A 21323-nucleotide genomic window follows, 5' to 3' on the forward strand; every position below is an offset into this window, starting at 1 on the left:
ATCACACTGATGCCCTCACTGCCGCTGCCTGTTGGCAGTCGTTATGGTAGACGGCTGATGGTAGACAACAAGAAGGGCGCCCCTCGGGGCGCCCTTCTTTAGTCATGGCCGTTGCTGGAATGCTGATATCAGCGGCAGCTGATGCTCCAGATCGCCTTGAACTCGGCACTGTCGTCGTTCAGCGCGGCCAGGTTGGTGTCCTCGCTGACGGTGCCGCCTTCGACCATGGCCTCAGCGCGTTCGCGCTTCTCGGCGCTGGTGTTGGGACCCAGCACTTGCTGCTCTTCAATGATGAACTCATCACGATCCTGGGCCTCGCACTGCTCCAGTGCGCGTTCCTTGGCCTCTTCCAGCGCCTCCTGACGATCGTCGCCGAGTCCGGTGACGATGTAGTCGGTGCTCTGCTTTTCCATTGACGCGCTATCGCTGGCACAGCCAGCCAGGCCTACCAGAGAAGCGGCGCCCAGCACGAGCATCATGGAGCGGGTCTTGGTCATCATGCGGTCTCTCCTTTTTCCGTTCGGGACAGTGCAGACCGGCGCAATATCCGTGCGCCTTGGTGACCATGCTAACGAATACAGCAATCAGCACAAGAGTAGAGAGATTGCGACGCCATATGTCGCTTAAAGGAGACAGATGGCTGCCGCGGGTAACGAGGCGGTGCTGGGCATGAATTCGCGGCGGGCGATACAGAGCACAGGCCATCACCGGCCACCACAGGCCATCACCGGCAGGGGGGGGCAGCGTGCCCCACCAAGCCAGCCATGGCTTGGTGGGGGCGATGCGGGTTAGAGCAGGAAGATGGTCGCCAGACCCAGGAATGACATGAAGCCGATGACATCCGTGACCGTGGTCAGGATGACCGAGCCCGACAGGGCCGGGTCGATGTTCATGCGCTTGAGAATCAGCGGAATCACGATGCCGCAGACGCCGGCAGCCAGCATGTTGATCACCAGAGCGGCGGCGATGATGGCGCCAATGGCCATGCTCTTGAACCAGAGGACCGCCAGTACGGCGACCACCAGCGCCCACACCACGCCGTTGAGCAAGGCGATGCCGACTTCCTTTCTGAGCAGCCAGTTGCTGTTGGTCTTGCTGATCTGTCCCAGAGCCAGACCACGGATGGCCAGTGTCAGAGTCTGACTGCCGGCGATACCGCCCATGCTGGCGACGATGGGCATCAGCACCGCCAGCGCGACCACCTTCTCCAGCGCATCTTCGAACTGCCCGATGACCCACGCCGCCAGGAAAGCCGTCAGCAGGTTGATGCCCAGCCACACGGCACGGCGTTTGGCGCTGGGCAACACCGGGGCGAAGAGGTCTTCCTCTTCATCCAGGCCGGCCATGTTCATCAGCGCCTGTTCGGAGTTTTCCTGGATGACGTCGACGATATCGTCGATGACGATACGGCCGAGCAACATCCCATCGTTGTCCACCACGGGTGCCGACGTCAGGTCGTGGGTCTGGAACAGGGTGGCGACGTCGCGGGCTTTCATATCCCCCTGGATGACGTCGACGTCGGCGTCCATCAGCTCGACCACCGACGTTTCCTGGTCGTGGGAGACCAGTCGGGCCAATGGCAAGACCCCAACGAAGTGGCCGATGCGGTCCACCACCATCAGGTTGTCGGTGTTGTCCGGAATCGACTCCTTCCAGCGCAGGAAGCGCTGTACGGTTTCCAGCGTCACGTCCGAGCGCACCCCAATGGCGTCGGTGCGCATCAGGCGACCGGCGCTGTCTTCCTCGAACGACAGCGTCTCCTGCAGGCGTGTGCGCTGCATTTCGTCCATGGTACGCAGCATGTCCTCGGCCACCTGCTTGGGCAGGTCCTCGAACAGCTCGGCCAGGTCAGCGGTGTCCAGCGAGGCGGTGGCCGCCACGATCTCTTCTGGATCCATGTCCTCGATGAGGGTGCTGCGGACCTCATCGTGAACGTGCAGCAGTACTTCGCCATCGTCCTCTGATGGCACCTGTTCCCACAGCTTGATGCGCTCGCTCAGCGGCAGCGACTCAAGCAGCAGAGCTACCTCGGCAGGTTCGAGATCCTCTAGGACATCGGAGACTTCCTGCGAGTTTTCATCTTCCAGGGCCAGGTGGATGCGCGACAGCTGGCTTTCAAAGGTCTCGGTCACTTCTGTCATGGTCCCTCCCGGCATATGTTGCTGACTGACAAGGCAACGTTCGTGTCCTACGTTGATTGGGCAGAAGTCCTTTGCCACCAACGTGTGAATCAGGACACCAGTAGACCACAACTGTTTGCAAAGAAAAGGAGTTGCACATGGCCGGATCGAGCGAGGGCTACCATGAGCCGGTGGAAGAGCTGACGGCTCAGACCCGTGATTACCATCGCGCCATCGTGTCGCTGATGGAGGAACTGGAGGCGGTAGACTGGTACAACCAGCGTGTAGATGCCTGCAAGGACGACGATCTACGCAAGATCCTCGAACATAACCGCGATGAGGAGAAGGAACACGCTGCCATGACCCTGGAGTGGCTGCGTCGCAAGGATCCCGTCATGGACAAGTATCTGCGCGAGTTTCTGTTTACTGACGGCGATATCGGCCATTGAACGAGCGTTGATTGCCCCGGGGAGGAAAGCTCGCTGGGGCAAAGTTCATGACCCTTGATGCAGAGCGTCGTCGTGAAGGCGTGGCTGCGCTATACTCGCGCCCGGCCGCACGCCCTCGTCTTTTTCTCGTTCCGGAGATGTCATGTACGATCTCGCCCGCTCTCTGCTGTTTCGCCTCGACCCTGAACGGGCTCATGACCTCTCGCTTACGTCACTGGACTGGGCGGCGCGGGTCAAGGCCACGCGATGGATGGCGGGAGCGCCGGTAGATGACCCGACCACCGTGATGGGGCTGACCTTTCCCAACCGTATTGGTCTGGCGGCCGGGTTGGACAAGAATGCTGACCACCTCGATGCGCTTGGGGCGCTGGGCTTTGGTTTCGTGGAAGTAGGCACCGTGACGCCGCGAGCGCAGTCCGGTAACCCCAAGCCGAGGCTGTTCCGGCTGCCGGAGCGCGGCGCGATCATCAATCGCATGGGCTTCAATAACCACGGTGTCGACCATCTGGTGGAGCGGGTCAAGGCCAGCCGCTATCGCGGCGTCATCGGCATCAATATCGGCAAGAACCTGACCACGGCGGTGGAAGACGCTGAGGCCGACTATCTCTACTGTCTCGAGCGAGTCCACGATCACGCCGACTATGTGGCAGTGAACATTTCGTCCCCGAATACGCCGGGATTGCGCAACCTGCAGTTCGGTGACCACCTGGACCGCCTGTTGGCCAGTCTGCGAGAAGCGGGAACACGCCTGGACGAGCGTAGCGGGCGCCGGGTGCCGCTGGCCGTCAAGATTGCGCCGGACATGGATGAGGATGAGGTGCGTCTGGTGGCCGGCGCGCTGACCAGCAACGGTATCGATGCGGTCATTGCGACCAACACCACGGTATCGCGTGAGGCGGTGGCGGGGCTTGAACATGCCGACGAGCAAGGCGGCCTGTCAGGATGTCCGGTGCTGGATGCGTCCAACCGCGTCATCGCTCAGCTACGCGAGGCGTTGCCGCAGCTTCCCATCATCGGTGTCGGTGGTGTGGACAGCGGCCAGGCGGCGGTGTCCAAGCGGCAGGCTGGCGCAGATCTGGTGCAGCTCTATTCCGGCTTTATCTATCGTGGCCCGGCGCTGGTCCGTGAAACGGCCAGGGCGCTGGCGTCCAGCCGCTAGCGGAGCATCGTCAGGCAGGTTGTCTGGCGGGGCCGCGGGCAAGAGCGTGGCGATGTTGCTGAAACAAGTGCTGCAGAATGTGGCAGCAAAAAGCCCATGGCACTGACGGCCATGGGCTTACGGGGTCTTTCCCTTACCTCAACAGTACAGCGTTATCAGAGCACCATGGGGTTCTTGTGAATGCCGGACACTCCTGTCATGCCCGACCACTGGTCCCCACGACCTTCACGCCAACCGCTCATCCAGTACTCCCGTAGATTGATGTCCTGGCTGGGGCAATCGTCTCGGGATCTACCCGAGAGGCCTGCCTTATAGCCGTGTACATAGGCGCGCTGGAAGCGATCACGTTTCTGTCGTTTCATGGGTCTACCTCGTGACAAAGGTACCAATCCGACCCGCTCCCGCCGTACATTGGGGAAGAGCGTGGAACGGGCCCGTGATGCCCAAGCCTTGCGATGTGCGTTCTAGCGTGAGAAGCACGAAATGAAGGCTTGTTGACAGGATCACATGTGTCGTATCTCGTAGCTACCATTTCATTGATAGCGTAAGCCACGAGCCGTTGTCGACGTTTGTTTTGTAACAACCTGTTCATCCAGCGGTCATCGAACGATTAGTCGAAAAATGACTTGCAGGTTCATTATCAAAGTAGGAGAAGCAAGTGCCTGAGAAGTTAGACCTTCTGGCGACCTGTCCACGCGGCATCGAGCAGTTGCTGGCCACTGAGCTTGCGACATTCGGTCTCGCCCCTGGTAAGTCCACCGTGGCGGGAGTCAACGCCGAGGGTGACCTCGAGGGTGCCTATCGAGCGTGTCTGTGGTCGCGTCTGGCCAATCGGGTCATCCTCTGCGTGGCTCGCGTCGAGGGGGTGGAAACTCCCGATTCCCTGCGCGACGCGGCAGCGGCCATTGACTGGCAGCGCCATGTCCGTCCCGGCGCGACCATCGCGGTGGACTTCCACGGTCGCAGCGAGGAGATCCGCCATACCCGTTTCGGTGCGCAGACGGTCAAGGATGGGGTGGTGGATCGCTTGACCGCCTCGGGCCAGGCGCGCCCCGATGTGGATACTCGCCAACCCGACGTGCGTCTATACGCGCACCTTCACCGGGGGCGCCTGGTGCTGGGGATCGACCTGTCCGGCGATAGTCTGCATCGTCGCGGCTATCGTCGTGACACGGGCCATGCTCCGCTCAAGGAGAACCTGGCGGCGGCCCTGCTGGTACGTGCCGGCTGGCCTGAGTTGGCCAAGGAGGGCGCGCCCCTGATCGACCCCATGTGCGGTTCGGGGACGCTGCTGATCGAAGCGGCGCTGATGGCGGCGGACATGGCTCCCAACCTGTCTCGTGAGCGTTTCGGTTTCCATCGCTGGGCCGGGCACGACCGAGCTCTGTGGCAGGAGGTGCTGCGAGAGGCCCAGGCGAGAGCAAGCTTTGGGCGCAAGCGCGCGCAGTCGTCGATCTTCGGCTTTGACCAGAGCCCGCCCGCTCTGACGGCCGCCAAGACCAACGCCATGCGAGCCGGCATTCCGGCACTGATTCACCTGGATGGTGCCAGCGTGCAGCGCCTGTCACGTCCACGGGTACTCGACCCTGAGCTGCCTGGACTGGTGATCAGCAACCCCCCTTATGGTGAGCGAATCGGCGAGCTGCCGGAGCTGGTCAGGCTGTACTCGGATCTTGGTGTGCGCCTCAAGGCGGACTTTTCCGGCTGGCGGCTGGCGCTGTTCACCGGCAACCCTGATCTGGGACACCGCTTGGGAATGCGTGCCCACAAGCAGTATGCGCTGCGCAATGGGCCGTTGGACGCCAAGCTGCTGCTGATCGACATTGGCCAGCGTCGTGAGGGCGATGTATCTGCATCAGCGGAAGGGCTGACAGACAAGGCGACGGAGGCGAGGCCTGCGTCATCCTTCGACGATGCTGCGCACAACCCCCAGGGCAGTGCCAGCGCCGAGCCTAAAGGCTCGCAGCCGCAGCCAGGGCAGGGGTCAGAACACCCCAGTGCAGAGCGTGACTCCCGTCGAGAGACAGGCGAGGCCGACAGCCCGACACAGCCGGCTCGTAGTTCAGGCGCGCAGATGTTCGCCAACCGTCTGGAGAAGAACCAGAAGAAACTGCGCAAGTGGCTCAAGCGAAGCGGTGAGCGTTGCTATCGCTTGTACGATGCCGACATGCCCGAGTACGCCCTGGCCATCGATGTCTACGGTGACCATGTGCATGTACAGGAGTATGCGCCGCCCAAGTCGATCGATGCCTCCCAGGCTCAGCGTCGGCTCTATGATGCCCTTGGCGTGATACCCGATGTGCTTGGCGTGGAGCCCGGCAAGGTCGTGGTCAAGCAGCGCCAGCGCCAGCAGGGCAAGTCACAGTACGAGAAGCAAGGTCGCAGCGGGCAGCGTTTTCAGGTGAGCGAGGGGCAGGCGAGTTTCTGGGTCAACCTGCGTGACTACCTGGATACCGGTCTGTTCCTGGATCATCGTCCGGTACGTCGGATGCTCGGGGAAATGGCCGCGGGCAAGCGCTTCCTCAACCTGTTTTGCTATACCGCGACGGCGACGGTGCAGGCGGCACTCGGCAGTGGCAAGGAGGGTCAAGCCGGTGCCAGCGACAGTGTCAGTGTCGACATGTCCAACACCTACCTGGAGTGGGCCCGGGACAACTTCGCGCTCAACCGCCTCGACCCGTCACGCCACCGGGTCGTGCGTGACGACTGCCTGCGCTGGCTGGAGACGGCCAAGGGCGAATTTGATCTGATCTTCATGGATCCGCCGACCTTCTCGAACTCCAAGAAGATGGACGACACGCTGGATATCCAGCGTGACCATCCCCGCTTGGTCGAGCTGGCGATGGCGCGACTGGCCCCAGAGGGCACTCTGGTGTTCTCCAACAACCAGCGCCGGTTCAAGATGGATGAGGCGTTGGAGCAGCATTTCGAGATCAAGGACATCTCACGCCAGACGTTTGATCCGGACTTCAGCCGGCGCCCCGACCTTCACCACTGCTTCTTGATTCGCCATCGGGCATCGTGATGGGGCGCTGGGTGATGATCACCACGCTGGGTTGCCACCTGTGCGAGCAGATGGCAGCGCTGGTCAAGACGCTGTCGGTGGAGGACATTGCCATCGACAGCGTCGAGATCAGCGACGATGAGGCGCTGCTGGAGCGCTTTGCCGAGCGCATCCCTGTGTTGATCGACGAGACGCGCCCCGATGATGTGCTGGAGGGGCGTGTCGACGCCGACAGCGTGGCTCGTTGGCTGGATGCTCGCGGTCTGCTTGATCACAGCGCGTGGCGGGCGCTGGTCCAGCAGACTGAAGCGGGTGAGGCAGACCATGTCGTCGGCGCAAGGCTGGTACGGGGTAGGCGGGTATTCGGCGGTCGCTGACCAAGGTCAGCGCCGACTGGCCAGGACGGCGGCTAGCTCCTGGCGGTAAGCCTGCGGGTGATCGTCCTGATGCTCGGGAAAGCGGCCCAGGGCAACGGCCAGGCTGAAGAAGCCGGGTCCAGGCAGGTGAGGGGGCTGGCGGCTGACCACCAGAGTGGCCAGCAAGGGGCGGCCCGCTGCCACGTCTTCGTGGATGGTGACTTCCAGCGCCTCGGCAACCCGGCGAATGGTCCGGGGTGGCATCAGCCCTAGTGCCTCGGCAGCCTGCTGGTAGGTCAGCGGTAGCTGGTGGGTCTCAGTGGTCTCCAGCAGTGCTCGCAAACGTGCTGCCAGCGCGTCGCTGGTGGTGGAGGCGTCAGCTGCCGGCATGTCAGTTGGCGTCCAGCAGCGACAGTTGACCGACGGCCTCACGCCCTTCAGGACTGTGGTCATCGGCTTCCAGGACCTTGCTGAAACCGCGCGAGGTCAGGATGGTCTTTTCGTCTTCCAGCCACATCATGGCCTGGGCATAGTCATCGGCCAACTGATGCTTGAGCCCGCCGAACTGGGTGCCGATCTGCCCCCAGGCACGGCTGAAGATCCAGTCGCCGAACATGTCCTGATGCACATGCACAAGGACATAGTCATGGTCGGTTTCCCAGCGGACGATCACGGCGACTCCCGTCTATCAGCAGTGGTCGGCACCTGAGGGCCTCAAGCACCGTCTTTTTTCGGTTAAGATGGCCATTGTAAGCCCTTGAGGCTCATCCACAAATAGCCCGATCTTGGGTCGGGCTGTCGATTGCCCTGCCGCCAGGAACCGTTCATGAAGATTGTCGTCGACGCCAACGTGCCCGCTGCCGATGCTTGTTTTGGCCCGCTGGGAGAGGTGGTGCGCGTACCGGGACGCGAGATCAATGCCCATCACCTGGCTGATGCCAGCGCGCTGGTGATTCGTTCTATTACCCAAGTGGATGAAGCGCTGATCAACCAGGCGCGGTCGCTGGGATCGCCCTTGTCCTTCGTTGGCAGCTGCACCATCGGCACCGATCACGTCAGTCTCGCAGCCCTGGCGTCGAGTGGAATAGCCTTTGCCAGCGCGCCTGGCTGCAATGCCGAGCCAGTGGTGGATTATGTGCTGTCCGCTCTGGCCTTGGCCTGCGAGCGACGGGGCGAGTCGCTGCTCGATAAACGGGTGGGCATCCTGGGTGTCGGTAACGTGGGGGGGCGTCTGGCGGCGCGTCTGGCCGCCATGGGAGTGGCCCACGAGCTGTGCGATCCTCCCCGGGCAGACCGAGAAGGTCAGCAAGGGTTTGTCGACCTGGATACGCTGATCGAGCGCTGTGATGTGCTTTGCCTGCATACCCCGCTGGTCAAGGAGGGGGCCCACGCCACCCGACACCTGCTGGACGCAGGGCGCATCGAGGCCTTGAAACCAGGCAGCCTGCTGCTCAACGCCGGGCGCGGTGACTGCGTCGATGGGCAGGCGCTGAGCGCGAGGCTCGAGCGCGACAACGATATGACGGCCCTGCTGGATGTGTGGGAGCGGGAGCCGGCCATCGATCTGACGCTGGCTCACCAGGTAATGCTGGGCACTCCTCATATTGCAGGGCACAGCCTGGAGGGCAAGCTGCGTGGCACTCACCAGATCTATCAGGCCTTGGTCAAACACCTTGGTGTGGATGAGGCCGTCACGCTACAGGAGCTGTTGCCTTCTCCCGCGTTGGCGCGCATGACCTGGCAGCGAGCGCTGCCGGTCGAGGAGGTGCTGCGCGCCTGCATGCGCGCGGTGTATGAGCCCAGACGCGACCATGACCGGCTGGCCCAGGCCCTGGCCACCAGCTCGCCGGCTCAGGGGTTCGACCAGTGCCGCGCCAGCTATCCGCTGCGCCGCGAGTTCTCGACCCTGAGCGTCGAGTTGACGGGCGAAGCACAGAGATTGGCCAAGGTGCTGGCAGGCGCGGGCTTTCGCATAGTGTGAGGCTGAGGCTGAGGCTGAGGAGGCAAGTCAAGCCGGGAGGCCATGGCCTTTGAGCACCCGTGGCCGGGAGCCTTGGGCACGCCTTTTTGGGCACGTCCCGCCTTGAAGGGCGGCGGGACGCATCCGGTGCGTGGTGGAGGTATCGTCGGGGACTGTCTTGGCCTGTTTCGGCCTGCCTTCGTCCTTTATAGCCCCATGGCAGAGGAGGTGGAGCGTCGTGGGTCGGCTCCGCCGTAGAAGGTGCCGTCCTCGATCATGATGGACTGAGCGGCGCCCATGGCTTCCTGCAGGCTGACGCTGTGGCCCATGTTCTCGAGCAGCTGGATGGTGTCCGGGCTGATTCCCTGCTCGATGCGGATCTCGTCAGGCAGCCACTGATGGTGGATGCGCGGCATGCTCACCGCAGCCTGGATGTTCATGCCATGATCGATGACATTCATCAGCACCTGCAGCGTGGTGGTGATGATCCGCGATCCGCCCGGACTGCCGGTGATCAGGAAGTTCTCGCCATCCTTCTTGACGATGGTGGGCGTCATCGATGACAGCATGCGCTTTTCAGGCTCGATCTTGTTCGCTTCGCCGCCGATCAACCCGTAGGCATTGGGTACCCCCGGTTTGGCGGAGAAATCGTCCATTTCGTTGTTGAGCAGGAAGCCTGCGCCATCCACCACGATACCCGAGCCATAGCTGAAGTTGATGGTGTAGGTATTGGAGACCGCGAGGCCGTTGCCGTCGGCGATCGAGAAGTGGGTGGTCTCGTTGGACTCGTAGGGCAGCGGGTTGCCGGGGGCGATATCGGCACTCGGCGTAGCCTGGTCGGCGGCGATCTCGCTGCGCAGTTCAGCGGCATAGTCTTCTGAGGTCAGGCCGGCCAGGGGGACGTCGACGAAGTCGGTATCTCCCAGGTACTGCGAGCGATCGGCATAGGCGCGCTTCATGGCTTCGGACATCAGGTGGATGGTGCTGGCGGAGTTGAAGCCCAGCGCTCCGATGTCGTCGCCCTCGAGCATGTTGAGTATCTGCACGATATGGGCGCCGCCGGAGGAGGGTGGGCTCATGGCGTAGACATCATAGCCCCGGTAATTGCCGTGCACCGGCTCTCGCACCGTGGCCTGGTAACCGGCCAGGTCTTCCAGGGTCATCATGCCATCGTGGCGTTCCATTTCGGCCGCAATCAACTGTGCGGTCTCGCCCTCGTAGAATTCCCTGGGTCCCTGTTCGGCAATTCGCTTCAGGGTGGCTGCCAGGTCTGGCTGGCGGTAGATGTCGCCTACCTCGTAACGAGAACCATCTTCCTTGAAGAACTTGGCGCGACTGGCTTCCCAGGGCTCAAAACGTTCACTGGCGCTCTCGATGCCATCGACGAACCGTTGCGGCACAGCGAAACCGTCCTCGGCGAGCTTGATGGCGGGCGCCAGCGTCTCGGCCAGCGTCATGGTGCCGTACTGCTCCAGCGCCAGGGCGAGTCCGGCAACCGTTCCGGGCACGCCGGCGGCGTTGTGGGTATAGCGGGACAGCTCGGCTACGGCGTCGCCGCTGTCATCCTGAAACATCGTTTCGTAGGCCGCCTTGGGGGCCTTCTCGCGATAGTCGATGGCGATCACATCGCCGCTTGTCTCATCGGAGATCAGCATGAAGCCGCCGCCGCCGATATTGCCCGAACGTGGCTGGGTGACAGCCAGGGCAAAGCCTGCCGTGACGGCGGCATCCACCGCGTTGCCACCGTTGGCCAGCACGTCGCGGGCCACCTCCGATGCCAGGAAATGGCTGGTCGCGACCATTCCCCTGGTGCTCACTTCCGGATGGAACCGTTCGCCTTCGAGAATGGCTTGGCTGTCACTGAGCGCTGGGCTCGCGCTCAGGCTCAGTGATAGACCGATGGCTGAACCAGTGATGGTGGTGCGTAAACGGCGGGAGATCGACATGGCGTACCCCTCAGGTTGTCGGATCGTTGGGTGATGGAATGGTGGCACTGTCGAATGGTGCTGCGGCCATCAGGCATGACTCGCCGTTTTACTATTGACGCCCATGGACCACAGCGCAAATAGGGTTGGGCGCCAACAAGAGAGGTGTGCGGGTGTCGAAGGGAGCTGAGGGCGACCGGTACAAGCGCAGTGGCGAGGAGCCGGGGCCGTGGCAAGCACGACAAGAGGCGCGGTAGACCACAGCAAAAAATGATGCTGAAAAAGAAACACCCCCGCCGGCGGGACCGGCGGGGGTGTTGGCAGGACGGCGCTTTCGTCACTGACGGTAAGCGGCTTCCTTGAGGGCGCGAATACGATCGTCCAGCGGCGGGTGGCTGGCGAACAGTTTCTCCATCAGCTTGCGGGTCTGGCCGGTGGTAATGGCGAAGGCGGTCAGGGTATCCGGCATCTGATCGGGCATCTGGGTCTCGGCCTTGAGGCGTGCCAGGGCATTGATCATGGCGCCGGAGCCCGCAAGCTTGGCTCCTGCAGCGTCGGCACGGTACTCACGGAAGCGGGAGAACCAGGCGGCAATCATCGAGGCGAGAATGCCGAACACGATCTCGGCGACCATGACCACGGCGAAGTAGCCGAAGAAGCCGAGGCCTTCGTTGTCATCGCGGCGCAGGAAGCTGTCGACCAGCTGTGCCACCACCCGAGCGAAGAACATCACGAAGGTGTTCAGCACGCCCTGAATCAGCGCCAGGGTGACCATGTCACCGTTGGCCACGTGACCGATCTCGTGGGCCAGCACGGCCTTCACTTCTTCCGGCTGCATGCGGTTGAGAAGTCCCGCAGACACGGCGACCAGGGCGTCGTTCTTGTTCCAGCCGGTGGCAAAGGCGTTGGACTGCTGGGCCGGGAAGATACCGACCTCAGGCGTCTTGATGTTGGCCTCGCGGGCGAGTTCGGCCACGGTGTCGAGCAGCCACTTTTCGGTGGCGTTGGACGGGTTCTCGATGATCACGGTGCCGGTGGAACGCTTGGCCATCCACTTGGAGATGAACAGCGATACCATTGACCCTGCCATGCCGAACACAAAGCAGAAGATGAGCAGGCTGTTGAAATTGATGCCCTGGGCGTTGAGGTACGGCTCCACGCCCAGCAATCGCAGGGTGATACTGGCGACCAGGATGACCGCCAGGTTGGTGCCCAGAAAGAGCAGGATTCTCATCATTGCCGACATTCTCCGTAAGGAAAGAAACCTGAAGAGCCCAGTGGCTCGACGGGGGAATCAGATGCTTAGATAAGCCCTGGGGCGCCAAGTTTCAAGCGCCCGGGCGTTGATCGCTCCATCGCTTGTCGAGCGAAGCGCAAGTACCTGTCGGTTTGCGCCTGCCGGTGCGTGCCTGTGCTTGCCGATTTACTGGCGATAGCGCGACAGAAAACGGGCAAAACGATCCAGCGCATCACCCAACTGGTCCGCCCAGGGCAGGGTAACGATGCGGACATGGTCCGGATCCGGCCAATTGAAGGCGGTGCCCTGTACCAGCAGGATCTTTTCCTGCAGCAGCAGGTCGAGTACCAGCTGCTGGTCATCCTGAATGTTGTAGACCTTGGGGTCCAGGCGCGGGAAGGCATACAAGGCGCCCTTCGGCGTGGCGCAGCTGACCCCCGGGATGGCATTCAGCTTTTCTACGGTAATGTCCCGCTGTGCCAGCAGCCGCCCACCGGGCAGGACCAGATCATTGATCGACTGATAGCCGCCAAGTGCTGTCTGAATGGCATGTTGCGCAGGCACATTCGCGCACAGGCGCATCGATGCCAGCATGGTCAGCCCCTGAATGAAGTCATTGGCTCGCTGCCGGGCGAGCGTGCCGGATAGCGTCATCCAGCCGCTGCGAAAGCCGGCGCAGCGATAGCTCTTGGACAGTCCATTCATGGTCACGACCAGCTGATCTTCACTGGCCAGCGCCCCGGTGGCCACGTGCACGGTGTCATCGTAGAGAATCTTGTCGTAGATCTCGTCGGAGAACACCACCAGGTTGTGCTCGCGGGCGATGTCGAGCAGCTCGCGCAGTACCTCGGGGGGATAGACGGCGCCGGTCGGGTTGTTGGGATTGATGATGACAATGGCACGGGTGTGGCTGGTGACCTTGGCCCGGATATCATCCATGGCGGGCGCCCAGTCTGCCTGCTCGTCACACAGGTAGTGGACGCCACGGCCACCGGACAGATTGACGGCGGCGGTCCACAAGGGGTAATCCGGCGCCGGAATCAGCACTTCGTCACCGTCGTTCAGCAAGGCCTGCATGGCCATGACGATCAGCTCTGACACGCCGTTGCCGATGTAGATATCCTCGATGCCAACGCCGGGGATCTCCTTGCGCTGGCATTCCTGCATGATGGCCTTGCGTGCCGAGTACAGTCCCTTGGAGTCGCAATAGCCCTGGGCCGTGGGCAGGTTGCGCATCACGTCCTGAAGAATCTCTTCCGGCGCTTCAAAGCCGAACGGGGCTGGATTGCCGATATTCAGCTTCAGAATGCGCTGGCCTTCGTCCTCGAGGCGCCTGGCGTGCTCCAGCACCGGGCCGCGAATGTCGTAGCAGACGTTATCCAGCTTGTGTGACTTTGAAAGGGTAGGCGTGTCCATGGCGCGGGTCTCGCAGAATCCGTTGTAACGTGCCCGCTGAGGGCGGGCCGGTCGTGTAGCCGTGTGTGGCAGGTCGTGATGGCCGTCTGCCGGGTAGTCAGTCTTCCGAGGTCGCACCACCCGATGCCGAGCTGTCGTCTGCTTCAGCCGGGGAGGCCTCGGCGCTGATGTCGTCGTCGGCAGGGGCATCCACCGGGATGTCATCCGGGGTTTCCAGCGTCAGTCGGCCGAGCTTGCCATCACGCAGCTCGTGCAGCAGCACTTCGGCGCCACGATGCAGGTCAATTTCCCCGCCGGCACGCAGTCCCCCACGCTTGGCGGCGATATCCGCCAGGATAGCGTGGCCGTCGAAGCCAGCCTGGGCCATGAGGTCAGGACGCTCGTCACCATCCGCGTCGACCTTGTCCGCGTCAGGATGCGCGTCGTAGGCAGGCAGTGACGTCAATTTATAGCGTGACCTGAGGGCTTCTGGATAGCGCTTCGCCAGTTCGGCAGCGGTAATCAAGGCCACATCGACATAGTCGATAGCGGTGTCTCGGATGGCGCCGCTGGCGGCCAGGCGGTAGGCACTGGCCTGGTCCTCGATCTTGGGCCACAGCACGCCGGGAGTGTCGGTCAGGGCAACGCGACCCTGAATGCGCACCTTTTGCTGACGCTTGGTGACGGCGGGCTCGTTACCCGTCTTGGCAATGGTGCGGCCAGCCAGTCCGTTGATCAGCGTCGACTTGCCGACGTTGGGGATGCCCATGACCATGACCCGCACATCCCGGTCTGCGCGAACCTGACCGGCCAGTTCGTGACATAGCTTGGGGATGCGCTTCAGCTCGCGGGTGTTGGTCGTGGTCACCGCCAGCGCGCGGGTGTCTGGCTGTGCGTCGAAGAAGGCGGTCCAGGCGCGGGTGCCCTCCGGGTCAGCGAGATCGGCGCGGGACAGAATCTTCAGCACCGGCTTGTGGCGGGTCAGACTGGCCAGCATCGGGTTCGCGCTGGAGTAGGGCAGGCGGGCGTCGAGCACCTCGATCACCACGTCGATTTCCGGCAGCGCCTCCAGTATCTGACGGCGCGCCTTGTTCATGTGTCCCGGAAACCAGCCCAGCATCTCTTTCTCCTGCCTACTCTATAAGCGCAAATGACGCTCCATCTTAGGGAAACCCGAGTCAAATGTCGTCAGCAGAGATGCGGGCAGGCTGCTGAAGCGCGAGTCGATGCAGTAAGTGGGCGACCACGAGCCGCCGGGGTGGCCGTGGTCGCCAAGGGGCGGGAAGGGCGTGCTAGGTGCGCCAGGCGCTATTCACCTTCGTGAAAGTTCAGTGCCAGTGAGTTGATGCAGTAGCGCTGGCCGGTGTGTGTAGGGCCGTCGGCAAAGACGTGGCCGAGGTGGGCGTCGCAGCGCTGGCAGCTGACTTCGGTACGGCGCATGCCGTGTCGATGGTCGTCATCGAGCTGGATGCAGTTCTCGGACAGCGGCCGGTCGAAGCTTGGCCAGCCACAGCCGGCATCAAACTTGTGCTCGTTCTCGAACAGTGGCGCGTTGCAGCAGGCGCAGTGATAGATGCCGTGGGTATCGGTGACGTGGTAGTCGCCGCTGAAGGGGCGCTCCGTGCCTTTTTCGCGAGTGACGTGATATTGCTCCGGGGAAAGCTGTGTCCGCCATTCGGCATCGGTTTTCTCGATCTTCTTGCGCATGGATGTTCTCCCGTGAGGTTCGACGCAGGCGCTCACTTCAAGCTAAGACGTTTATGGCCGTTTGACCAACCCGACGGTTTCACGCTGACCGTTCCATGGTGTACGTGGGACGTGCTCGTGAACACTGCGCTGGGTGTCGGCCTCATACGAGGCCCGTGTGTCTAAGTACATGTGCCTATGTACGTGTGCCTGTGTATGGGGCAAGCAGGACGGGTAATAGAGAAGGGCGTTGAATCGAACAGGAAAATCGTGGCTCGGGGTTGACACTTTTCAGGGTGCTCAGTAACATACGCGCCACCTCGAGAGAGACGAGGCCGATGCGTCCCATTCGTCTAGTGGTCTAGGACACCGCCCTTTCACGGCGGGAACAGGGGTTCGAACCCCCTATGGGACGCCACTTCGCCTCTTGAAAGGCCGGAATGCGGGAATAGCTCAGTGGTAGAGCACAACCTTGCCAAGGTTGGGGTCGCGAGTTCGAATCTCGTTTCCCGCTCCAATGCGTCCCATTCGTCTAGTGGTCTAGGACACCGCCCTTTCACGGCGGGAACAGGGGTTCGAACCCCCTATGGGACGCCACTTTCCGGTACAATTTGCGATGCGTTTGCGGGAATAGCTCAGTGGTAGAGCACAACCTTGCCAAGGTTGGGGTCGCGAGTTCGAATCTCGTTTCCCGCTCCATGCGTCCCATTCGTCTAGTGGTCTAGGACACCGCCCTTTCACGGCGGGAACAGGGGTTCGAACCCCCTATGGGACGCCACTTCGCAACGCAGCAGAGGGACGTCGACAGCTGTCGCGGTCTCTGCATCGATAGAGCGGGAATAGCTCAGTGGTAGAGCACAACCTTGCCAAGGTTGGGGTCGCGAGTTCGAATCTCGTTTCCCGCTCCAAAAATTATTGGCCTGTTGCCTCGGCGGCAGTGCCTGACGAAAAAAGGGCCCCCGGGCCCTTTTTTTGTGCTTTCTGGATGGTCTGACTCGCTGTGCGTATCTCTTGTCGTGGGCCGTCAGCCGCTAGCGGGCCGACGCTTGTCTGATGGTGCGCGCCAGCCCCCTTTGACCTCACGTCACCTATGTCACGACAGTGATGGGGCCATGATCGTCACAGTGATCCCCATGAGGGTGGTGCAGGTGGCCATCGACGAGGTAGTCGATATGATCCCCATGAGGCACCGGTTCATGACCGCATCCGGGGCCATGCACATGATCTGCGGCATGGCCTGAACACTGGTGGTGCGGCGTGCAGTCTGCCGGGTTTTGATCAGTTACCTCGATGGTGTGCTCATCCACGTGGTCGCCGTGCATGTGGTGCAGGTGCCCGTCGTGCAGGTAGTCGATGTGCCCGTCATGTTCTATCGCCGTGTGACCACACCCAGGCCCGTGCTGATGCTCATGATGTGGGTGCTTGTTGCAGGTCGTCATGGCGTTGTCCTCGTAGTGGTTAAGACTGTTTAGCTTAGGCTGCGTTCAAGGGGGTGGCCACTGACCTCCGTCATGCTTTGATGGACGTCGGCCCTCGCCTTTGGCCCCTCGTCCCTCACCAAAGAGGTGTCAGTGGCAGGTTGGGCGGCGTTCGACACGTATGTCCAGGCGCTCTCGGGGCATCGTGTCGCCCTCTAGGTGACACGCTGCTGGCAGCGGCAAGGCGGGTGGCTCGGTTGAAGATGTGGCTGAGTGACCCCATATGGTGAGCCTTCTATCTATTTCCCCTGACACCCACACCAAGGATCCCTCATGGCCGAACCGGCTCTGTCCATTCGAGGCCTGACCAAGGTCTACGGCAATGGTTTCAAGGCTCTCAAGGGCATCGACCTCGATGTTCAGGAGGGCGATTTCTACGCGCTGCTGGGTCCCAACGGCGCCGGCAAGTCCACCACACTGGGCGTGGTCTGTTCGCTGGTGCAAAAGACCGCGGGCCAGGTATCGATCTTCGGCATCGATATCGACAAGGACTTTGCCCGTGCCAAGTACCACCTCGGGGTGGTGCCCCAGGAATTCAACTTCAACCAGTTTGAGCGAGTCATCGATATCGTGCTGGCGCAGGCGGGCTACTACGGGATGTCCCGGCGCGAAGCGCTGCCGCGGGCAGAGAGCCTGCTCAAGGACTTGAGCCTGTGGGACAAGCGCAACGGCAGCGCGCGCATGCTGTCTGGCGGGATGAAGCGGCGGCTGATGATTGCGCGGGCGCTGATGCATCGACCCAAGCTGTTGATTCTCGATGAGCCGACCGCCGGCGTGGATATCGAGCTGCGCCGCAGCATGTGGGAGTACATGCGTCGCATCAACCGGGAGGAGGGCACCACCATCATCCTCACCACCCACTACCTGGAAGAGGCCGAGAGCCTCTGTCGCAACGTGGGCATCATCAACCACGGGGAAATCGTGCGTAACACCAGCGTGAGAGAGCTGCTGGCGGAGCTGGACACCGAAACTTTCCTGCTCGACCTGGCAGAGCCGGTGTCCGAGGCACCGGCCATCGAGGGCTTCGAGGTGGGCAAGGTCGACGATGCCCAGCTGTCGGTCGTGGTCCATCGTGGGCAGTGCCTCAATGACGTGTTCGACGCGTTGAAGCGGGACGGCATCAAGGTGCTGTCGATGCGCAATCGTGCCAACCGGCTGGAGGAGATGTTCGTCTCCATGGTGGAAAGCGGCAATGCAGACAAGGAGATGCGTGGATGAATCCGAGCCAGATAGCGATCGCCCTATGGACCCTGGTGATCAAGGAAATTCGTCGCTTTACCCGCATTTGGCCTCAGACGCTGCTGCCGCCGTCGATCACGATGACGATGTACTTCATCATCTTCGGCAACCTGATTGGCTCGCGTATTGGCGAGATGGACGGCTACAGCTACATGGACTTCATCGTGCCAGGACTGATCATGATGTCCGTGATCACCAACAGCTATTCCAACGTGGCGTCGTCGTTTTTCTCCAACAAGTTTCAGCGCAGTGTCGAGGAAATGATGGTGTCGCCCATGCCCAACTGGGTGATGCTGGCGGGCTTCATTCTGGGCGGCATGGCTCGTGGGCTCGGGGTTGGCATCATCGTCACCGGGGTGTCGCTGTTCTTTACCCGGATCGAGGTCGCGCATCCTCTGTTGACCATCGGCGTGGTCATTCTGACTGCGGCGCTGTTCGCCACGGGCGGTTTCATCAATGCGCTGCTGGGCAAGAAGTTTGATGACATCTCCATCGTGCCGACCTTTGTACTGACGCCGCTGACCTACCTCGGCGGGGTGTTCTACTCGATTTCCCTGCTGCCGGACTTTTGGCAGGGGGCGTCGATGCTCAACCCGATCCTGTATATGGTCAACGTCTTCCGCTACGGCTTTCTTGGGGTGTCGGATATCCCGGTGGGCTGGGCCCTGACCGCGATCTTTGGCTTTATCATTGGTCTATTCGCCATTGCCCTGTGGATGCTGGAAAATGGCAAGGGCATTCGTAGCTAGCGCCGCGTCATCGCGGCGTTTGCCGTGACCCTTTTTCTTGGTTCTTTTGTGTTCAGGTAGCGTGCATGAGTCACTCGTCCGATCATCCTCACCATCGCCCCGCGACCTTGGCCGACGCCCCGCTGGGACGAGAGTCGGCCTACCCCGACCAGTACGATCCGGGGCTTCTCTTCCCCATCGAGCGGGCGGCCAACCGAGCGCCCCTGGGCATCGCGGAGGATGCACTGCCATTCGTGGGAGAAGACGAATGGCACGCCTTCGAGCTGTCCTGGCTGACGCCCAAGGGCAAGCCATGCGTTGCCGTGGCGCGCTTTCGTCTGCCAGCGAGCTCACCGCGTCTGATCGAGTCCAAGTCGTGGAAGCTGTACCTCAACAGCCTGAACCAGACGCGCTTGAGTTCGCGCAGTGAACTCATCGCGACCCTGGAGCGGGACCTTGGCGAGGCGGCAGGAGCAGCGGTGAGCGTTGAGATTCTCGACGTCGAGGATGAGCAGCTGTCACCGCGCCGCCTGCCGGGTGAGTGCATCGACGACCGGGATATCGAAATTGCTCGTTATACACCCAGTCCCGATCACCTGACGGTGAGCGATGAGATTGTCGAGGAGACGCTGACCTCCCACCTGCTCAAGTCCAACTGCCCGGTCACCGGCCAGCCCGATTGGGGCAGCGTCATGATTCGCTACCGTGGGCCCAGGCTCGATAGAGATGGCCTGCTGCGCTACATCGTCGGTTACCGCCAGCATCAGGACTTTCACGAACACTGTGTCGAGCACATGTTCGTGGACCTGATGGAGAGGGCCCGCCCTGAACGCCTGCTGGTGTTGGCGCGCTACGTGCGGCGCGGTGGTCTGGATATCAGCCCCTGGCGCGCCACCCCCGGCGAGACGCCTCCCACGCCGCTGCGCCTGGCGCGGCAGTGACCAGCCGCACGCAGTGGATGCGGCGCCCTAGATCGCGGGGATAGATCGCGGCGATAGATGGTGCCGCAGGGACAATACCTGAGTGGTCTGGTAGGGTAATGCGAAAGCGTCTCAACCATTGAATTGTGACAGGGCATTCGCCCTCTGGAGTGACACGATGGATGCCATGACATTGCTGCATGAACGCAGCTCCATGGGCAAGCTGGCGGGGCCTGCTCCGTCCCGTGAGCAGCTCGATGCCATGTACCGAGCCGCGCTGCGCGCGCCGGATCACAAGGAACTCAGGCCTTGGCGCTTTATCGAGTTCTCCGGTGAAGGCCTCGATCGACTAGGCGAGCTGTTCGCCGAGGCCGAGTTTCGCGAAGACCCCAAGGCGACCGACGAGTGCCTCAACAGCGCACGGATGAAACCCAAGCGCGCACCGATGATCATCGGCGTCGTCGCCAAGGTGGACCCGGACGTGCCCAAGGTACCGAAGATCGAGCAGGTGATTTCCGCAGGGTGCGCCGCCCACGGTATCTTGCTGGCCGCTCACGCCCAGGGTCTGGGCGCCATGTGGCGCAGTGGCAAGTACGCCTTCGACGACACCGTGCGCAAGGGGCTCAGGCTGGGAGAGCACGATGAGCTGGTCGCCTTCATCTACCTGGGCCAGCTGGGTGGTCGTCACAAGCCCATCGCCGAGCACCGGGTAGAGGATTACGTCGAGGTATGGGACTAAGCGCCGTTGCGCTTGGGTCAGCTGACACGGGACGCACGTTCATGGATGACATGACAAGACAGGTTGGCCACGCGCATCCGCGGCCAGCGCTGCCGCCCACAGGTGTGCCTGAAGACCTGAACGGTTTTCTTGACTGGCTGGGGGAGGCCATCCCCCTGGTGGGATCGCTTGGCATCCAGCGCATGCGGGAAGAGGGTAACGCTCTCGTGTGGGAGCTCGATCTGCGTCCCAACCTCAATGACAAGGGCACCGGTTTTGGCGGTTCGTTGACCGCTCAGACCACCCTGCTGGGCTGGTGCTGGACGACGCTGTGGCTTAGGCGTCGCGGGATCAACCAGGATGTGGTGGTAGCGCAGGCTAGCCAGCGGTTCGTGGCGCCGGTGACCGGGGACTATCGCTTGATCTGCCGGCCGGAAGAGCCGGGCGACGACCGAGCAATGCTCGACCGTGCTATCGCCGGGGAGACATCGCCCGAAGATGCGCTGGAGCGCCGCCTGGCCGAACGAGGGAAGGGGCGAATCGCCCTGGTCCAGGAGCTGTGGTGTGGTGAAACGCTGTGCCTTGAGGCGCGTGGTGACTACGCCGTGCTGCCCAGCGAGCCGCCAATTGCCGTCTAGGCACCAAACCGATCTCCAGTATGGGCAAAGTAGCAAAAAACGGCTTGCAATCGAGAACTTAAGGCGATAAAGTATGCGCCGTCTTGAGGGATAAGCACCGCGCAACGCGGGCATCATGTTCTTCAAGATAACAATGCGGAGGGGTGTCCGAGTGGTCGAAGGAGCACGCCTGGAAAGTGTGTAAGTCGAAAGGCTTCGAGGGTTCGAATCCCTCCCCCTCCGCCACGAATTGTTGAAAAGCCCGCTGAGAGATCAGCGGGCTTTTTCTATATGGGTGGTATTTACCTGGCCTTGTTTACCTGCTCTTGGAA

At 62.0% G+C, this 21323-nt stretch carries 21 protein-coding genes and 7 tRNA genes; 17 read left to right on the plus strand and 11 right to left on the minus strand.

Annotation, left to right across the window (positions count from 1 at the left end):
- Nucleotides 1-128: 128 nt before the first annotated feature.
- Together KUV45_RS15030 and mgtE are read right to left on the minus strand one after the other, a co-directional pair.
- Nucleotides 129-500 (minus strand): hypothetical protein, encoded by a 372-nt coding sequence (locus KUV45_RS15030; protein WP_206942744.1) that lies wholly within the window; start codon nt 498-500, stop codon nt 129-131.
- A gap of 288 nt (nt 501-788) precedes the next feature.
- On the minus strand, nt 789-2141 hold the full coding sequence (gene mgtE / locus KUV45_RS15035) for a magnesium transporter (protein WP_206942742.1): 1353 nt from the start codon (nt 2139-2141) through the stop codon (nt 789-791).
- Nucleotides 2142-2278: 137 nt separating this feature from the next.
- On the opposite strand from mgtE, the gene KUV45_RS15040 reads away from it, so the two are divergent.
- Together KUV45_RS15040 and KUV45_RS15045 are read left to right on the plus strand one after the other, a co-directional pair.
- A complete protein-coding gene (locus KUV45_RS15040; protein WP_206942740.1) occupies nt 2279-2569 on the plus strand; it encodes an encapsulin-associated ferritin-like protein in 291 nt (96 codons plus the stop codon).
- A 142-nt stretch (nt 2570-2711) separates the two neighbouring features.
- A complete protein-coding gene (locus KUV45_RS15045; RefSeq protein WP_222162010.1) occupies nt 2712-3728 on the plus strand; it encodes a quinone-dependent dihydroorotate dehydrogenase in 1017 nt (338 codons plus the stop codon).
- Nucleotides 3729-3883: 155 nt separating this feature from the next.
- Here KUV45_RS15045 and rmf read toward each other — a convergent pair whose 3' ends face one another.
- Nucleotides 3884-4090 (minus strand): ribosome modulation factor, encoded by a 207-nt coding sequence (gene rmf, locus KUV45_RS15050; protein ID WP_045994893.1) that lies wholly within the window; start codon nt 4088-4090, stop codon nt 3884-3886.
- Nucleotides 4091-4386: 296 nt separating this feature from the next.
- Here rmf and rlmKL point away from each other — a divergent pair, with 296 nt between their 5' ends.
- Entirely contained in the window at nt 4387-6753 is a 2367-nt protein-coding gene (gene rlmKL, locus KUV45_RS15055) for a bifunctional 23S rRNA (guanine(2069)-N(7))-methyltransferase RlmK/23S rRNA (guanine(2445)-N(2))-methyltransferase RlmL (protein ID WP_222162011.1), read from the plus strand.
- A 14-nt stretch (nt 6754-6767) separates the two neighbouring features.
- Nucleotides 6768-7109: a glutaredoxin family protein gene (locus tag KUV45_RS15060; protein WP_206942734.1), complete on the plus strand. Its 342-nt coding sequence runs from the start codon at nt 6768-6770 to the stop codon at nt 7107-7109.
- A 6-nt stretch (nt 7110-7115) separates the two neighbouring features.
- On the opposite strand, the gene KUV45_RS15065 is transcribed toward KUV45_RS15060, so the two are convergent.
- Nucleotides 7116-7478 carry a hypothetical protein gene (locus KUV45_RS15065; RefSeq protein ID WP_206942732.1) on the minus strand — a complete coding sequence of 121 codons (363 nt, stop codon included), beginning with the start codon at nt 7476-7478 and terminating at the stop codon, nt 7116-7118.
- A 1-nt stretch (nt 7479) separates the two neighbouring features.
- Nucleotides 7480-7761: a hypothetical protein gene (locus tag KUV45_RS15070; RefSeq protein ID WP_206942730.1), complete on the minus strand. Its 282-nt coding sequence runs from the start codon at nt 7759-7761 to the stop codon at nt 7480-7482.
- Nucleotides 7762-7914: 153 nt separating this feature from the next.
- Here KUV45_RS15070 and pdxB point away from each other — a divergent pair, with 153 nt between their 5' ends.
- Complete coding sequence (pdxB, locus tag KUV45_RS15075) at nt 7915-9069, plus strand: 4-phosphoerythronate dehydrogenase PdxB (protein WP_222162012.1); 1155 nt, start codon at nt 7915-7917, stop codon at nt 9067-9069.
- A 185-nt stretch (nt 9070-9254) separates the two neighbouring features.
- On the opposite strand, the gene ggt is transcribed toward pdxB, so the two are convergent.
- The 5 genes from ggt to msrB form a co-directional block, all read right to left on the minus strand.
- Complete coding sequence (gene ggt, locus KUV45_RS15080) at nt 9255-10994, minus strand: gamma-glutamyltransferase (protein ID WP_222162013.1); 1740 nt, start codon at nt 10992-10994, stop codon at nt 9255-9257.
- A 316-nt stretch (nt 10995-11310) separates the two neighbouring features.
- The gene (gene htpX, locus KUV45_RS15085) at nt 11311-12210 is read right to left on the minus strand and encodes a protease HtpX (protein WP_206942725.1); all 900 of its coding nucleotides are present in this window, start codon (nt 12208-12210) and stop codon (nt 11311-11313) included.
- A gap of 186 nt (nt 12211-12396) precedes the next feature.
- Nucleotides 12397-13626 carry a pyridoxal phosphate-dependent aminotransferase gene (locus KUV45_RS15090; protein WP_222162014.1) on the minus strand — a complete coding sequence of 410 codons (1230 nt, stop codon included), beginning with the start codon at nt 13624-13626 and terminating at the stop codon, nt 12397-12399.
- Nucleotides 13627-13723: 97 nt separating this feature from the next.
- Entirely contained in the window at nt 13724-14725 is a 1002-nt protein-coding gene (gene ylqF, locus KUV45_RS15095; RefSeq protein WP_222162015.1) for a ribosome biogenesis GTPase YlqF, read from the minus strand.
- A gap of 188 nt (nt 14726-14913) precedes the next feature.
- Nucleotides 14914-15312, minus strand: coding sequence for a peptide-methionine (R)-S-oxide reductase MsrB (gene msrB / locus KUV45_RS15100; protein WP_222162016.1), 399 nt, complete (start codon nt 15310-15312; stop codon nt 14914-14916).
- A gap of 321 nt (nt 15313-15633) precedes the next feature.
- Here msrB and KUV45_RS15105 point away from each other — a divergent pair.
- The 6 genes from KUV45_RS15105 (at nt 15634) to KUV45_RS15130 (ending at nt 16199) form a co-directional block, all read left to right on the plus strand.
- Nucleotides 15634-15709 (plus strand) — tRNA-Glu (locus KUV45_RS15105).
- Between the two features lie 24 nt (nt 15710-15733).
- A tRNA-Gly gene (locus KUV45_RS15110) sits at nt 15734-15808 on the plus strand.
- 4 nt (nt 15809-15812) lie between these two features.
- Nucleotides 15813-15888, plus strand: a tRNA-Glu gene (locus tag KUV45_RS15115).
- 27 nt (nt 15889-15915) lie between these two features.
- Nucleotides 15916-15990 (plus strand) — tRNA-Gly (locus tag KUV45_RS15120).
- A 3-nt stretch (nt 15991-15993) separates the two neighbouring features.
- Nucleotides 15994-16069 (plus strand) — tRNA-Glu (locus KUV45_RS15125).
- 55 nt (nt 16070-16124) lie between these two features.
- Nucleotides 16125-16199 (plus strand) — tRNA-Gly (locus KUV45_RS15130).
- A gap of 180 nt (nt 16200-16379) precedes the next feature.
- On the opposite strand, the gene KUV45_RS15135 is transcribed toward KUV45_RS15130, so the two are convergent.
- The gene (locus KUV45_RS15135) at nt 16380-16730 is read right to left on the minus strand and encodes a hypothetical protein (RefSeq protein WP_222162017.1); all 351 of its coding nucleotides are present in this window, start codon (nt 16728-16730) and stop codon (nt 16380-16382) included.
- Nucleotides 16731-17042: 312 nt separating this feature from the next.
- On the opposite strand from KUV45_RS15135, the gene KUV45_RS15140 reads away from it, so the two are divergent.
- The 6 genes from KUV45_RS15140 (at nt 17043) to KUV45_RS15165 (ending at nt 21237) form a co-directional block, all read left to right on the plus strand.
- A complete protein-coding gene (locus KUV45_RS15140; RefSeq protein WP_206942721.1) occupies nt 17043-17987 on the plus strand; it encodes an ABC transporter ATP-binding protein in 945 nt (314 codons plus the stop codon).
- The gene (locus tag KUV45_RS15145) at nt 17984-18757 is read left to right on the plus strand and encodes an ABC transporter permease (RefSeq protein ID WP_206942720.1); all 774 of its coding nucleotides are present in this window, start codon (nt 17984-17986) and stop codon (nt 18755-18757) included. The genes KUV45_RS15140 and KUV45_RS15145 overlap by 4 nt, the downstream gene beginning before the upstream one ends.
- A 65-nt stretch (nt 18758-18822) precedes the next feature.
- Complete coding sequence (gene queF, locus KUV45_RS15150) at nt 18823-19677, plus strand: NADPH-dependent 7-cyano-7-deazaguanine reductase QueF (protein WP_222162018.1); 855 nt, start codon at nt 18823-18825, stop codon at nt 19675-19677.
- Nucleotides 19678-19834: 157 nt separating this feature from the next.
- On the plus strand, nt 19835-20395 hold the full coding sequence (locus KUV45_RS15155; protein WP_222162019.1) for a nitroreductase family protein: 561 nt from the start codon (nt 19835-19837) through the stop codon (nt 20393-20395).
- 41 nt (nt 20396-20436) lie between these two features.
- Nucleotides 20437-21012, plus strand: a complete 576-nt coding sequence (locus tag KUV45_RS15160; protein WP_374107037.1) for a YiiD C-terminal domain-containing protein — start codon at nt 20437-20439, stop codon at nt 21010-21012.
- 137 nt (nt 21013-21149) lie between these two features.
- Nucleotides 21150-21237 (plus strand) — tRNA-Ser (locus KUV45_RS15165).
- Nucleotides 21238-21323 lie beyond the last annotated feature (86 nt).

This window comes from Halomonas sp. DP3Y7-2, assembly GCF_019800795.1.
GTDB lineage: Bacteria > Pseudomonadota > Gammaproteobacteria > Pseudomonadales > Halomonadaceae > Halomonas > Halomonas litopenaei_A.